This window comes from Chryseolinea serpens, assembly GCF_900129725.1.
Taxonomy (GTDB): Bacteria; Bacteroidota; Bacteroidia; order Cytophagales; family Cyclobacteriaceae; genus Chryseolinea; species Chryseolinea serpens.
The window spans coordinates 568,819-583,572 of the sequence record NZ_FQWQ01000004.1 but is presented as its reverse complement, the minus strand read 5'-3'; the positions used below and the strand labels follow the sequence as shown (position 1 = coordinate 583,572).

Sequence of the window (14,754 nt, the reverse complement as noted above, 5' to 3'; positions counted from 1 at the left end):
GTTATTTTTTTCAACCCATTCAAATCGCTCCGCCATTCACCTTGATATTCTGACCCGTCACCCAACTGGCTTCGTCACTGGCCAGGAAAGTAATCACGTTCACAACTTCCTCCTGGCGGGCGATGCGATTCATGCCACTCATCGCTTTCACCCGGTCTTTCAATTCCTGCGGGCGCGTGGCAAATTCGGCAGTGTCGGTTGCACCCGGCGACACAACGTTTACGGTGATGCCCTTGTGACCGATCTCTTTCGAGAACACGCGGCTGATCTGCTCCACGGCACCTTTGTTGGCGTCGTATAACCCGTAGTTTGGAAAAAACAGGGCTGTGGTGTGCGACGAAAGGTTGATCACGCGGCCGTTGTCGTTCATCAGCTTGCCGGCCAGTTGCAGGGAGAAAAATACACTCTTCACATTCACATCGAACATGCGTTGATAGTCTTCTTCCGTCACCTCGACGATCGGTTTCAGGATGGCAATCACGGCGTTGTTCACCACGACATCGATGCCTCCAAAAGCTTCCTTTGCCTGTTGAAACAAGGCCGTAAGCTGGTCGACCCGACTCACATCTGCTTTTACGGCGATGGCCTTGCCACCGGCGCTTTCGATGCGCGCGATGCTTTCTTGTACGCTGGTGTAATGATTGTCGTCCAGGTAATTGATCACCACGTTGGCACCCTCCTCCCCGAAACGCTCGGCGGTGGCTTTGCCGATGCCGGTGGCTGCACCGGTGATAATGGCTGTTTTATGGATTAGCTTCATCATTGTTTTTTGTTGTGTTAAAAAGATCCGAGGATCCTACATTCGTTAATCATACAATCGGGTTGCCGCTTTTGGTGGAATCGGGAACCTCGTGCGACAAGTCCCAGTGTTCAACGATCTGGCTGTCGGCCACCCGGAAAATATCCACCACTGCCGTGCCCCGGTGGCCCGCGGCTGCCACGGCCAGGCTATGCACCACCACCAGGTCGTTCTCGGCGATGACGCGCTTAACTTCCCATGTGCCCTGGGGCATGATGGTACCAAACAGATAGGGCAGAAACTGTTTCAAGGCTTCCCTCCCATTGTCGAGGTTGGGATTGTGCTGGATAAAGGTTTGAGGAGAAACGTACCGGTCGACGGCATCCACGCGACGATTCACCCATACTTCCTGCATGTAGTTTGTGACGATCTCTTTTGCTGTTTTCATTGTCTTGTTGATTTTGATTTTTTGATTGGATTCAACACTACAAAGGTGCAGCGCGCAAGGGCCGTGACGATTGGCCGGATCCGGCACGGTATTGACCGGATTATGCTTTTTGACGAAAATCGAGGGGTGTGACGCCGGTGGAGCGTCGGAAGAAGCGGTTGAAGGAGGCGGGATCGCTGAAGTCCAGGGCGTAGGCGATCTCGGAAATGGACAGGTCGGTGTGCCGCACCTGGGCCTTGGCTTCCAGCAAAAGCATTTCCTGGATATTTTCCAGCGCGGTGAGCCCGGTGTGTTCTTTGATGACTTTATTTAAATGATTGGGGGTAACGGCCAGCCTATCGGCATAGTCGGATACGCGGCGTTCCTTTAAAAAATGTTCGGCCACCAGCTTTTTGAACCTGGCCACCAGGATATTGCTTTCCGAAAAGCCATTGTAGGAACTCAGATCCTGACGTTCGAAACTGCGCTTGCATTCCAGCAAGATGAGTGTGAGGTACATCCGCACGGCCTCTACCCGTCCTGTTTTCCGATGATGCAATTCTTCATCGATCTTCTGTGCAAAGTATATGATCTGGTCCAATTCCTCGGGCGACAGGTTCAGAAAATGCATATTGGACGGGTGCCAAAATGGATATTCATCGCCCAGCTTTCGCGACAACATTTGTTCTTCCTGCATGAATGCGGGTGTGAACAGCATGTAGTAGCCAAAAAAATCGGGCGTCGGGTCATAGAGCGAAAAGATATCGTTGATGGCCGTGAAATTTACCGTCCCCCTGCTGTGGCGATATTTTTCCAATCCTAATTCAACTGACACACCCCCGGCCAGCGTGAATCCTATCCGATAGAAAAAAGATTTGAGGGGGCCGATGCGATCCTTTAACCCTTGGGTGGAGTATAATTCGAACCCGGGAATTTTAACAGAGGGTTCCAGGGTGTTATAACCAAAATCGGCGCTCTGCTCCCTGGAACGGTGCGCGTCGACATAGTGTTCGAGCTTGTATTGCGGAAGTTGTTCTTTTTTTGTCTTGCCCAAAGAATCGTCCTTAAAAAAATAAATGCATCTCCTGCGCGGTTGATCCAAAGATAAACCTTCCACCAATATTCATGCAAAACACGACCTCTATTAAGCTAAAAAAAAGCCGCAGCTCAAAATAACGCGTGCATTTAAAAAGCCGGAGGGTGTCGAATATTTCTGTCTCCAAACCGTATTTTACATAAATTGCTTTCATGAAAAGCGCAAAACTCCCTCCTCCTGAAATAGCCGCTCCAACCCCTGCGGCGCTTGAGCAGGAAAGAAGGGTTTTGCTGGAATTGGGAAATGACATTACCCGGGTTCGGGAAAAGAACGACCTGCTCACGCTTTTTGGAAAACGGATCAAACAGTTATTTTACTTTACGCATACGATTGTTACCCTGATTGACCGCAAAGATGAAACCTATGTCCCTTTCCTGCTGGACAATGAAGGGTCCCCTATCCGGTCGCATGAGCGCTACCAGGAAATGGTGGAGGCCCGGTTTTCATTGAACGAACCCTTCATCCAGGCGGTGTTGCAGGCAGAAGAACCGATATCTTTTTTGCTGGAAGACATCATGGACAAACCAAAAAGTCCCGCTTTTCTCCGCGTTAACTACGAGAAAGGTGTTAGAGAAATTCTCATGACCCGGCTTATGAAAGAAGGACAGCCGATGGGTTTTATTCACATCTATTCCGATAAACCGGGCAGCTTTAGCAACGAATTCCGAAATGTTATTAAAGGCATCGCCCCGCAGTTGTCGAGCGCCGTGTCCAATATTATCAAAAACGAGGAGTTGTTGAAGAAGGAAAAAGAAAAATCATTCCTTCTCGATTTTAGCAGCGACATCGCATCGGTAAGAACGAAAGACGAGCTTGCGCGTGCCGTTCGCGCCGCACTGGGTAAGTTGAATCCGCCGGGTGGCTTTGTTATCCGCAGGATCAATGAAGACAACACGACCATGAGCCCGTATGTCTACGACCTCAGTAAAACACACGATCCAGAAATATTGCGGGCGCTGGAGAGCGCAAGGTATCCCATCGACGACGGGCTTCAGAACCGCATACTCGACAGTGCCATCCCTTTATTGTTCAATGTGGAACGGGAAATACAACGGGGCATCACCTCGGCATACTTGCAGTATTGGAAAGGGATGGGATTCAAAGAAGTGGTAGGCATCCGGTTGCGGAACGGGGAGACAAATCATGGAATTTTATTCCTGGACATTGGAGAGATCAACATCCCATTGCTGCAAGGAATTTGTGCGCAAATATCTATCGCGCTGGCCAATATTATGGCCAACGAGCAAATCAGTAAGAAACAGGAAGAGCAGGCCTTCCTCCTGGATTTCAGTAACGATGTGACGCAGGCCAGAACGAAACTTGAGCTGCAGACCGCCATTTTCAGGGTACTGGATAAAACCTTGCATACAAAACTCGCCATGCTCCGGGTGATCGATGAGGATGGTCTCCACATGTTGCCGTTCATGTTTGATCGTACGTTGTTTGAAAACGCAAAAGTGGATTTTGAGAAAATGTCAGCCCACCGCATCACGATCGATGAGACCTATGCAGCGCAGGTGCTGGCCAGCAAGGATGGATTAGTGTTTAACGTGGAGGAAGAACTGAAGAGTGGCAACGCCTATGCACAACTCTGGAAGACAACCGGGTTAAAGAATATGTACAGTCTGCCCCTGCGCGTGGGCGACAAAAACATCGGCACGATCTGGTTGCTGGCGAATCGCTTGAGTCCTTTGATCCTGAAAGGCATCTGCGCGCAGATCTCCATCGCCATTGCCAATATACTGGCCAATGAAAAACTACTGGCCTATAAAAAGCAACTGGAGGTGGAAAATGATTACCTCAAGGAGCAGATCAAAACCATTTATAATTTTTCAGAAATAATAGGCGGTGGCGAACAGATGCAAAAAGTATATCGACTGATGTCGCTGGTAGCCGATTCCAATACAACCGTGTTGATCCTGGGTGAAACCGGCACCGGCAAGGAGCTTATCGCGCGGGCCATTCACAATACATCGCCACGAAAAGACAAGCTGATGGTCAAAGTCAACTGCGCCGCCCTGCCGGCAAATCTCATCGAAAGCGAATTGTTTGGCCATGAAAGGGGCGCTTTCACCGGGGCCATTGACCGTCGCATCGGCAAATTTGAGTTGGGCAACAATAGCACCGTGTTCCTTGACGAAATTGGTGAACTGCCACTCGAAGCGCAGGCCAAGTTGCTGCGTGTCATCCAGGAACGCGAGCTGGAACGATTGGGAGGCAAACAAACGATAAAGATCGATGTCCGGTTAATTGCAGCCACCAATCGCAACCTGGAAGAGGAAGTAAAGGCCGGGCGGTTTCGTGCCGATCTGTATTTCCGTTTAAATGTATTTCCCATTCCGTTGCCCCCGTTGCGTGACCGGTCGGAAGACATCGAACCCCTTACCCATTTTTTTGTAGAGAAGTACAGCCGGAACACCGGGCGTAAGATCAAGAAAGTGGCGCCAAAAGTAATACAACAACTGCGTAGCTACACGTGGCCAGGCAATGTGAGGGAGCTGGAGTATTTAATAGAACGCAGCATACTATTGGCAACCAACGGTACATTGGAGAATGTTTACATACCCCAGCATGCCGACGCCGAAAAGAAAGAGCAGGCGTTTCTTTTGAATCGTTCGCTGGAAGAAGTTGAACGCGATTATATTATTGAAACCCTGAAACGTTGTGCCGGTAAAATTTCAGGTGCCGGTAGCGCGGCTGACCTATTGAAAATCCCCGGCAATACGTTGCACTCCAAAATGAAAAAGTTAGGCATCACCAAGGCCGACTACTTTTCCAATTGATCACGCTGTCCGTACGCCGATTAGTCCTCTTATTTCGTGAAACGTTTCGTGCTTTCACGAAATACAGTGAAAAACGAGCGGCTGAATTTTCCCACATAGCTGATAATCAATTATTTGCTGAATTGGCATCTCGTTAGCCTTTAGAAAGGCAAATCAAAACCACACTAAAAAGTAACATTATGAAAATCGTAGTTATCGGGGGCTCCGGCCTCATTGGAAGCAAAGTAGTTGCCATTCTTCGTCAGGGAGGTCACGAGGTGATCGTCGGCGCTCCTGCCACCGGCATCAATACGATTACCGGGGAAGGCCTGGCAGAAGCTATGAAGAACACGGACGTTGTTGTTGATCTGGCCAACTCGCCCTCTTTTGAAGACAAGGCGGTCATGGAATTCTTTGAAACCGCGGGCCGCAATTTGTTGGCAGCGGAGATCAATGCCGGTGTAAAGCATCACCTGGCACTTTCTATCGTAGGCGTCGACCTCATGCAAAACGTGGGTTACATGCGTGCCAAACTCGTTCAGGAAGATCTGATCAAGCGATCGGGCGTACCCTATACCATCATCCGAAGCACACAGTTCCTGGATTTCCTGCCGGGCATCGCGAACCAGGCCACGGATGGAAATCAAGTCCATATTTCGAACGTTCAATTTCAACCTATCGCCTCCGATGACGTGGCCGCCTTCGTAGCTGAAGCGACGCTGGCAGCACCCATCAAAGGTATCCTGGAAATAGCCGGTCCCGAGCGTTTGACCATGCCTGAGTTCGTCATCCGCTATCTGCACGATACGAGCGACGCGCGCCAGGTCGTACCCAACAGTCGCTCCCAATATTATGGCGGTGAAATTCCCAATGCCGCGTTGGTGCCGGCAGGGCATGCCAAGCTGGGGACCATCAACTATGAAAAATGGCTGCATAATCAACCCCAAAAAGTTTAAAAAATTTCTTCTTTGGTCTGCTGGCTGTTGAAACGAAGATGACGGGTGACAGCTCGCCGAGGCGGTTGTAAAGACGGGAATGCACTTTCCACCTGTTTGTGCATCAGGATATCCCTATGCCGGCGTATGGATCCTTATGAAAACCAACCAGCAACACGGCAATTAACAAGTCAGCAGACCAAACTTTCACTCCACTTCTCCATTGGGAAAAGAAAATCTATTCAACAACCTAAATCAAAACATCATGAACCTCTTCTTCTTACACCCCACGAATCATGATCTGAAAGAGCCATCCGATACACACACGCTTATTCATCACGAGCACCCGCTCTATATGGATGAGGGTAGTGAATTTCTTGACGATGCCCTCCGTATGGAGGACCTGCCGTTCTCTTCTGCCGAAGAAAACGCTTCCCCGGAAAGTGGTCAAAATAATAGTTGATCAACCTAAAAATCAAAAGATATGAAAAACTATGAATCCCTTGGCGATGCTTTGTCGGCCCTAAAGAAAAAGGGCTACGAAGATGATCTTGCGACAGACTCCTTCTGCCTGTACTGCAGCGATCTGGACCTGCGGCTCGATCCGGAGGATTTTCATGTCGACGAGATCGACCGGGTGGAAGGAAATTCCAATCCCGGTGATAGCACGACGGTCTATGCCATTTCTTCCTCCGCCGGAGTAAAGGGTACGGTGGTGGTGGATGCGAAAGGTGCGCCGTCCGCGACCTGAAATTTTGAAATGAGGCTAGGTTACAACAACATAGATGTCACCATTCAACAGCGGCTATGGAGCCTCAACGCTGTGGATGCATGCTTTGCAACCGTTGTCATTTTTAGCATAGGCCGGCCGTCATAATCCCGACCGGCGTTGTGTAATTTTGACTATTTTAGGGGAGTTAACCATTAACCTAAATCTATGCGGCATCTAACCCTCTGCACAGGCCTATGCGTATGCCTGATGCTCCTCGCCACCGGCGCCTCAGCCCAACCCGACCAGAAGCTCACACACGACATCTTCAAAGAGCTGATCGAGATCAACACCACCCACTCCGTGGGCAACACCACCCAAGCGGCCGAAGCCATGGCAGCGCGTCTGAGAGCGGCAGGCTTCACCGACAAAGACATTTTTATCGGCGGGCCCACCGACCGCAAAGGCAACCTGGTCGCCACCCTGCGGGGAAGCGGAAAACGCAAGCCCCTGTTGCTCCTCGCCCACCTCGACGTGGTCGAAGCCTTGCGCGAGGACTGGACCACCGACCCGTTCAAATTTGAAGAGATCGACGGGTTCTATTATGCCCGCGGCGCCAGCGACGACAAAGCCATGGCCGCCATCTTTGTGGCCAACCTGGTGCGCATGAAGAAAGAACACTTCACACCCGACCGCGACATCATCGTAGCCCTTACAGCCGATGAAGAAGGCGGGGAGAACAATGGCGTGAAATGGCTCCTTGAAAATCACAAAGCCCTCATCGACGCCGAGTATGCCCTCAACGAAGGAGGCCGCGGTCAGGAGAAAGACGGCAAGAAAATTCTGAACCAGGTGCAACTCAGCGAAAAAGTATTTCAAAGCTTTGTGCTGGAAGCACACAACCGCGGCGGCCACAGCTCGCAGCCGCGCAAAGACAACGCCATCTACCAACTGGCGCACGCACTCGACAACCTGGCCAAATTCGATTTCCCCATGAACCTGAACGAAGGCACGCGCGTATACTTCGAACGTTCCTCGAAAATAGAGACCGGCCCCCTGGCCGACGACATGAAAGGCATCCTGAAAACACCCTTCGATCCGGAAGCGCTGAAACGCCTCTCGGCATTCCCCAACTACAACGCCCTGCTGCGCACCACGTGTGTGGCTACCCGCATCCAGGGCGGCCATGCCGACAACGCCCTGCCTCAAACCGCCACGGCCACCGTGAACTGCCGCATGCTGCCGGGTGAAGATCCCGAGAAAGTAAAAGCCACCCTGGTCAGCGTTTTCGATGACAACGAGATCACCGTCACGGCCAAGAACGCGGCCAACATGAGTCCACCGTCGCCGTTGAACCCCGAGCTGTTCGGGCCCATCGAGCGCGTCACACAAAAGATGTGGCCGGGTGTGCCCGTGGTACCGACCATGTCGACCGGGGCCACCGATGGTGCGTATCTGCGAAATGGCGGCATTCCAACCTATGGTGTCTGCGGCATCTTTGCCGACATCAATGATGTGCGCGCGCATGGGAAAGACGAACGCGTTGGAGTGAAGGCTTTTTATGAAGGGCAGGAGTTTTTGTACCAGGTGGTGAAGGAACTGGCGAGTAAAACGAGTGTGAAGCGGGTGAATTGAATTCGGGAGTCAGGAGCCAGGAGTCAGTAGTAAGTAGTAAGTAGTCGGAAGCTGGGAGCCAGTAGCCAGGGGGCGTAGGCATTCATTGGTTATGTAGTGAGTCGTTGAATGTTCAGCTGACGGTAGCGTTTTCATTCCGGTAGCACAACGCGATGGGCACGCGATCGAAAGGCCTGTCTGTCGCGTTGTGAAAATCGTTATTTTCAGGGGATGAATCAGAAAAGCATTATCCTTCAAGGGATGGCGCCCTTGTTCCAGGTTTTCGACATGGCCACTTCTGTGAAATTCTATACGGAAGTCATCGGCTTTGAGGTGATCAGCACGTCTGCACCACAGGGTGAGCATTTTGATTGGGTCTTGCTGCGACGCAACGGGATTGAACTGATGCTGAACACGGCATATGAACAAGATCAACGACCGCCTTCTCCGGATCCCGTGCGCATCGCGGCGCATGAAGATATTTCCTTGTATTTCGGTTGCCCGGATGTAGATGCCCTGTATGCTTTTCTACTGACAAAAAACATCGCAGCACAAAAGCCTTTCATTACCGGCTACGGTTGGAAAGCGCTCCACTTGAAAGATCCGGATGGATACCTCCTCTGTTTTCATTGGCCGGTGAAAGAAGAATAGACACGATCAAGCCAATCCCCGATAGGTCTTGCGGAATTCACCAGGCGAGCAGTGTTTGTATTTTTTAAACTGCCGGTGAAAAAACGGCAGGCTCTCGAACCCCGTGGCAAACGCCACCTGCACTACCGGCAAGTCGGAGCCAATGAGCAATTGACACGCCATGCGGATGCGATACTCATTGAGAAAATAGAAGAACGGTTTGCCCATGATCTTGCTGAAGAAACGCGAGAACGACTCCTCCGTCATGTGCACGCGGGTGGCCATTTCCTTGAGGGTGATCTTTTCCGCGTAGTGCTTCCCCACATGGTCCTGCACGGTGTTGAGACGGTCGTGATCGATGGTCTTGATGTCGTAGCTGAATCCGTCGGCGCTCAGCACATGATACTTTGTCGTGACGGCCATCTCTTCCAATGTTGTGAGCAAAGCCAACAGCCTTTGCAGCGGCGAGCGCTGCAGGGCGTGGAGTAGCTTTTCTTTGAAGGGCTGCGCAAAGCTCCGCTGAAAACACAAACCGTTTTCCGCCAGGCGCAACAACTTGTGGATGGACTTGAACTCCTGCTTCTCCATCCAGCGATCGCCCAGCAGGTCGTTGCCCCAATGGAACACGATGGCCCCTGCGCAGGGCTGCGGTCCGTTGTTCTTCCAGCAATGGGGAAGGTTGGGTCCGAGCAACACCAGGTCGTCTTCTTCAAAATTTTCAAAGCTGTTGCCTACATAACGAACGCCCCGACTCGCGGTGATATAGGTGAGCTCATACTCGGGATGATAATGCCAGGGCGTGTCGAAGGCGTCTTTTTCATAGGCATAGGCCTTGAAGGAGCTGGTCTCTGGGGGAATGATTTTTTCGTAGAGGGCTTTCATGGGTAACCTATTTTGTGTGATCAATTTACAGAAAAGCAATAATGCTTTATAATGATGACAAATTAGGGTATAAAGTAGTCAAAATAGGGAAAGTATGGGGGAAGAGGATTGGGTTATTTGGTAGTGAGAATTCAGGAGCCGGGGAGTCAGAAGCCAGGAACCAGAATCCAGGAGCCAGAATCCGGTGGTGCGAGTGAGGGGGAAAGGTTCGTGTGAAGGGGAGTTGGGTTAGGTGTGAATTTGTTTCAGGTCGTTTGAATAAACAAAATCATGTCATATGAATAAGAAAATGTTTTTAGTAACGGTATGGCTCGCGGTGTTTGGCGGGAGTGTTTGGCGTGTGAGCGCGCAGGCGGAGCAGGTTGGCGCTCCCGTGCAGGTCGTGTGGGAGTTGGTGAAGAATACTTCGGCAGATGCGCCTCGCTTTCAGGCCAGGCTGGTCGTTAAGAATACGTCGGAGAACGTGTTGCCGGGTTCGGGGTGGCGTTTGTATTTTAATCTGCGGTATCATGGGCACGATCTGAGATCGTTGAGTCCGGGTGCTGAGATCCGGCAGGTGAGTGGAGAGTTTTTCTATGTGGCGCCTTCATCCTCGTTTAAGCCGGTCGCGCGAGGGGAATCGTTCACGGTGGACTTTTCCGGGAAAGCGCCCGTCGCCAATTATCAGGATGTGCCGTCCGGTTTCTTTTTGACCTGGGATGCCGATTCGGCGCGGGCCATCGTCGTGCCTAACCCCACCGTGGGCCGCCGCGACAATTTGCCGGCTGCCGACTATCGCACTGCCTATGATCAAAATAAAATGGTTCGCGATATTCCCCTGGCCGAACTCCCCGCCATCTTCCCCACACCGGCCGCCTATGTGGCAAAGGGCGGAACGCTTACGTTGACGCACGACGTGCACATCACGGCCGATCCAGTCTTCCAATCCGAAGCTGATTTTCTCCAGGAAGAAATGAGGGCGTTGTTCAACACGCCCTCCCCTTCCCAGGCATCGGCCCAGACGAAAACCATCTCGTTCAAAAAAGAAGCGCTTCCCGCCGAAGCCTACCGCCTCAGCATTACGCCGCAAGGCATCACCATCGCCGCAAGCGACGGAGCCGGGGCATTCTATGGCATGCGCTCATTGCAATCACTGTTTCCAACGGACATCGCCCCTGCCAACGCTAAGAGCCTGACACTGCCTTGTGCTGAGATAAAAGATCAACCGCGTTTTCCAATTCGCGCGTTTATGCTGGACGTGGCGCGCAACTTCCAATCGAAAGAGCAAGTGCTGCGCATACTGGACGTGATGTCGTTGTATAAACTGAACGTGTTTCATTTTCACTTCAGCGATGATGAAGGCTGGCGCCTCGAAATTCCGGGGTTGCCCGAGCTCACGGAAACCGGTTCCGTGCGCGGCTATCCGTTTCAGAACAATCAGCGACTGCATCCCTCCTATGGCTCAGGGTCCACACCCGGCACACCGCAAGGCAGTGGACATTATTCGCGCAAAGATTTCCTGGAGATCTTGCAGTACGCCACCCTCCGGCATATCCAGGTGATCCCCGAGATCGAATCTCCCGGCCACGCGCGCGCAGCCATTCACTCTATGGACGCGCGTTATCAGAAATACATGCAGGAGAACAATCGCGCCGAGGCCGAGCGTTATTTGCTTCGCGACGTCAACGACAGGTCGGTTTACCGCAGCAATCAATATTTCAACGACAACGTGATGAACGTAGCCCTGCCCTCGACCTATGCGTTCATCGACAAAGTGGTGACCGAAATACAGCGCATGTATGAGGAGGTCAATGCACCCTTGACCATGATCCACATGGCCGGCGACGAAGTGCCCGCCGGTTCATGGGAGAAGTCGCCCGCCGTGGCGGCCTACATGAAACAAAATCCTTCCCTGAAAACTTCCACCGACTTGTGGCGCCACTATTTTGTGCGCATGAAAGAAATATTGACCGCCCACCACCTCATGCTCTACGGATGGGAGGAACTGGTGACGGGCGTACAAAAAAGGGATGACTCGCGCGAAGTGCTGGACATACCCGACTTCAAAAATGGTAACGTGCTGATCGACGCCTGGTGGAATGCCGGTGGCCACGAAGCCATGCCCTACCAGATCGCCAACAAAGGCTATGACGTCGTGCTCGCCTGTGTGGACCACTTCTACTTCGACATGGCACATGCCCCTTCCTTCGAAGAGCCCGGCGATGCCTGGGTGGGATTTATCGACCTGCAAAAAACCTATTCGTTCATCCCGTTCGATTATTACCGGAACACCGCCACCAGTCTCGCCGGGGCGCCATTGCCAAAAGATTATTTCAATGGAAAAGAAAAACTGAACGCTGCGGGGAAACAACACATCAAAGGTCTGCAAGGCGCGCTGTGGGCAGAGAACCTGGCCCGGCAAGAACTGGTCGAATACATGCTCCTCCCCCGCCTGCTGGCGCTCGCCGAACGCGCCTGGGCTCCCGAGGCCGATTGGGAACGTGAACCGGACCCTGCAAAATCGCTGGCGCTATACAAAACTCAATGGTCGGTGTTCATGAATGTGCTGGGCAAAAAAGAACTACCCAAGCTCGATGTTTACCAAGGCGGCTATGCCTATCACATTCCGTACCCCGGCGCAACCGTTGAAAAGGGAAGTATCGCCCTGAACCTGGAAGTACCGGGCTTTGACATTCGCTACACGACCGATGGATCGGAGCCCACGATGAACAGCCTTCGCTATGAAACGCCCATCAAAACAAAAGGCGCAGTCAAAGCAAAGGCCTTCAATCAAAAAGGGCGCAGCAGTGTTACCGTAGTGATCGCGAATCCGTAAGCTTATTCCGCTACCGCATTTTGCCGGGCCCTGATCATGTACTCGGCGATGAGCTGGTTGTAGGCGCGCTTGCCGGGCTCCAGTGTTTTTTTGTATTGGGCAGCCCGCGCCACATCCGACAGAAATTCTTTGGCGTAGGCCTGTGCCGCGGCAAAAAGTGAGCGTTGCTTTTTTTGCTTTGGGGTCCACTCCACGTTGCTCATGTCGGGGAACTTGCGGATGAAAACGTCATCGCCCTGGATGCGGATGATAAATGATTTTCCAGGGGTGCCCTGGGATTGCAGATCTTTTAACAACTCTAAAGATAAGCGTGGCATAAGGTATTGAGATTAAGTGAAACATAGTTTCGGAAGGAAGCATTTTCCAGCGCCATGAAGGCGATGCGAAAAGCAGTGGGCAGCATGTTGAAGTATGCTGCATAGTCGATACGCGGCACGTCGCAGGCCATGGCCTCCAGCGAGACGAGGGCCAGGAAAAGGCCCAGACGGTACGTAGCGTTTGAGTTTTGAAAGATGGATAAGAGGGTCATGCCAGGGCCCTTTACAACTCGCATGCCGGACGAAAAAGCCGAATGGAGCTTGCCTGAGAGGTTTTATTTTAGACCACCGACGATATTTCGTTGCCTACGACGAAATATCGTCGGCTCAGCTATATTTCTGGCTCAGAAAGCCCGGCCGCGGCCCGATCGTTTCATGGCCGGTTGGTGTCCCTGGATTTCATCAGATTTCCCGGGTGATGGGTATTGAGAATGGCATCAAGGTTGAAAATTTTAATTAACTTCCTGGCAGGATGCTTCCACCATGTTTTCTAAATCAAAAAAATTAGCGGGAGCATCTTAGTCCCCTCGGGCAACTATCCACAACCCTCGTTATATCTATGTTCACCCGGAAACTCATCCTCGTCGCCACACTGTGTTCAATTGTTTTTGCCTGTTCTAAAAAAGACGATCCTGCCCCGGAGCCAGCGGCCGAAGTCATTCTTTCCATCGAAGTGGGCACGCAATGGGCAAACTTGTATTGGGTCTATGCCACCGACGACCATGGAGAGGTGCTTGACATCAAACGCTGTGCCCAGGGGTTGACGGAGCTCAAGGCAACCACGGCATTAAGCAAAATAAACGTGACGCTTTGCCTCAAAGGAGATTCGGACACACAATTTACATTCACCACGTATATGGGCGTTCCGGTAAAAACGAAAATAGCATTACAGGATGACCTCATCCCCACGCCGGGCAATGACTTGGGGGCTGCCACCTTTTCGATTGGCAACTACACCGAATCAGGCGATCCCCTCATTAATCTCTCGTTCTCCACACCGAAGCGAAGTATCTCCGTGGACAAGCCTATCGAGGAGTCGTTCGAAAACAATTCGCTTGTGGTGGATTATACCCTGCGGGAAAATCCTGCAAAGATGCTAATCACCGGAAAGCGGGCAGGGACACCGGTCTACTTTTTAAAGACCGGCATTAAACCGCACGATAAACTGGATCTTGACTACGAGACCGATTTCAAACCCATGGATAAAATTGTTACGATGGATTACTTCGGCTACAACGATGCTGAAGTCCTGGGCTTTATAAACGGCGAGAACTACTCCTATTTTCTAAGCTCCGCCCACACCGATTCTCCAAGTTTTGGATATGTGGACGGGTTTGACCGATACCAGACCACCGTTTCCAACTACAACACGGCGAACAACAACATCACGGCATATCTTAAAGTAGGAACTCCAGCATCCGCCATTACTTTCCCTACCCACAATCTTAAAGTCACCAATCCAGGAAGAGCCACTTTTGATTTCACGCTACTGCCCTCCTACACCTATGCCCGGGCCGAGTGGATATATTCCGTGGGTTCCGATCTCATTATCATGACCACCTACGGAGATGCGTCCACAAAACTGAGATGCTTTGATTTTCCAGCCAAGCTCACGGAGATGTATCAATTTCTTGACAAGCTCGACAGATCAAAAATACTGTACCGTAATATGGGGGTCTACCAGCACCTCGATGGCTTTACCTACCTGGATTTCCTGGGAGAGAAGTTACGCGGCGAAAAACCGGCCACAACCGAGTTATTTACTTTTGTCCAATGAACAATCTTTGCCAGGCTTGCACCAAGTACCTGGTCCCTACGGAGATTACGA

14 protein-coding genes are annotated in these 14,754 nt (G+C 51.6%); 8 read left to right on the top strand and 6 right to left on the bottom strand.

Annotation, left to right across the window (positions count from 1 at the left end):
- Positions 1–19 precede the first annotated feature (19 nt).
- The 3 genes from BUB30_RS27050 to BUB30_RS27040 form a co-directional block, all read right to left on the bottom strand.
- Positions 20–763 (bottom strand): SDR family oxidoreductase, encoded by a 744-nt coding sequence (locus BUB30_RS27050; protein WP_073140834.1) that lies wholly within the window; start codon positions 761–763, stop codon positions 20–22.
- A gap of 46 nt (positions 764–809) precedes the next feature.
- Entirely contained in the window at positions 810–1,187 is a 378-nt protein-coding gene (locus tag BUB30_RS27045; RefSeq protein WP_143165101.1) for a nuclear transport factor 2 family protein, read from the bottom strand.
- A gap of 100 nt (positions 1,188–1,287) precedes the next feature.
- Positions 1,288–2,220: a helix-turn-helix domain-containing protein gene (locus tag BUB30_RS27040; RefSeq protein WP_084138430.1), complete on the bottom strand. Its 933-nt coding sequence runs from the start codon at positions 2,218–2,220 to the stop codon at positions 1,288–1,290.
- A gap of 194 nt (positions 2,221–2,414) precedes the next feature.
- On the opposite strand from BUB30_RS27040, the gene BUB30_RS27035 reads away from it, so the two are divergent.
- The 6 genes from BUB30_RS27035 to BUB30_RS27010 all read left to right on the top strand — a co-directional run bounded on the left by BUB30_RS27035 (position 2,415) and on the right by BUB30_RS27010 (position 8,933).
- Positions 2,415–5,045 carry a sigma 54-interacting transcriptional regulator gene (locus BUB30_RS27035; RefSeq protein ID WP_073140832.1) on the top strand — a complete coding sequence of 877 codons (2,631 nt, stop codon included), beginning with the start codon at positions 2,415–2,417 and terminating at the stop codon, positions 5,043–5,045.
- A 179-nt stretch (positions 5,046–5,224) separates the two neighbouring features.
- Positions 5,225–5,980, top strand: a complete 756-nt coding sequence (locus tag BUB30_RS27030; RefSeq protein ID WP_073140830.1) for an SDR family oxidoreductase — start codon at positions 5,225–5,227, stop codon at positions 5,978–5,980.
- A 244-nt stretch (positions 5,981–6,224) separates the two neighbouring features.
- The gene (locus BUB30_RS27025; protein WP_143165100.1) at positions 6,225–6,422 is read left to right on the top strand and encodes a hypothetical protein; all 198 of its coding nucleotides are present in this window, start codon (positions 6,225–6,227) and stop codon (positions 6,420–6,422) included.
- A gap of 21 nt (positions 6,423–6,443) precedes the next feature.
- Entirely contained in the window at positions 6,444–6,710 is a 267-nt protein-coding gene (locus BUB30_RS27020; RefSeq protein ID WP_073140827.1) for a hypothetical protein, read from the top strand.
- A gap of 186 nt (positions 6,711–6,896) precedes the next feature.
- On the top strand, positions 6,897–8,303 hold the full coding sequence (locus tag BUB30_RS27015; protein WP_084138428.1) for a M20/M25/M40 family metallo-hydrolase: 1,407 nt from the start codon (positions 6,897–6,899) through the stop codon (positions 8,301–8,303).
- Positions 8,304–8,513: 210 nt separating this feature from the next.
- Complete coding sequence (locus BUB30_RS27010; RefSeq protein ID WP_073140822.1) at positions 8,514–8,933, top strand: VOC family protein; 420 nt, start codon at positions 8,514–8,516, stop codon at positions 8,931–8,933.
- Positions 8,934–8,939: 6 nt separating this feature from the next.
- Here BUB30_RS27010 and BUB30_RS27005 read toward each other — a convergent pair whose 3' ends face one another.
- Positions 8,940–9,794 (bottom strand): helix-turn-helix domain-containing protein, encoded by an 855-nt coding sequence (locus tag BUB30_RS27005; protein ID WP_073140820.1) that lies wholly within the window; start codon positions 9,792–9,794, stop codon positions 8,940–8,942.
- Between the two features lie 277 nt (positions 9,795–10,071).
- Here BUB30_RS27005 and BUB30_RS27000 point away from each other — a divergent pair, with 277 nt between their 5' ends.
- Complete coding sequence (locus tag BUB30_RS27000) at positions 10,072–12,609, top strand: family 20 glycosylhydrolase (protein WP_073140819.1); 2,538 nt, start codon at positions 10,072–10,074, stop codon at positions 12,607–12,609.
- 2 nt (positions 12,610–12,611) lie between these two features.
- On the opposite strand, the gene BUB30_RS26995 is transcribed toward BUB30_RS27000, so the two are convergent.
- A complete protein-coding gene (locus BUB30_RS26995; protein ID WP_073140817.1) occupies positions 12,612–12,926 on the bottom strand; it encodes a hypothetical protein in 315 nt (104 codons plus the stop codon).
- Positions 12,908–13,138 carry a hypothetical protein gene (locus tag BUB30_RS26990; RefSeq protein WP_073140815.1) on the bottom strand — a complete coding sequence of 77 codons (231 nt, stop codon included), beginning with the start codon at positions 13,136–13,138 and terminating at the stop codon, positions 12,908–12,910. Before BUB30_RS26990 ends, BUB30_RS26995 begins: the two co-directional genes overlap by 19 nt.
- Before the next feature lie 347 nt (positions 13,139–13,485).
- Between BUB30_RS26990 and BUB30_RS26985 the strand changes: the two genes are divergently transcribed.
- Positions 13,486–14,703: a hypothetical protein gene (locus tag BUB30_RS26985; RefSeq protein WP_073140813.1), complete on the top strand. Its 1,218-nt coding sequence runs from the start codon at positions 13,486–13,488 to the stop codon at positions 14,701–14,703.
- Positions 14,704–14,754: the final 51 nt, after the last annotated feature.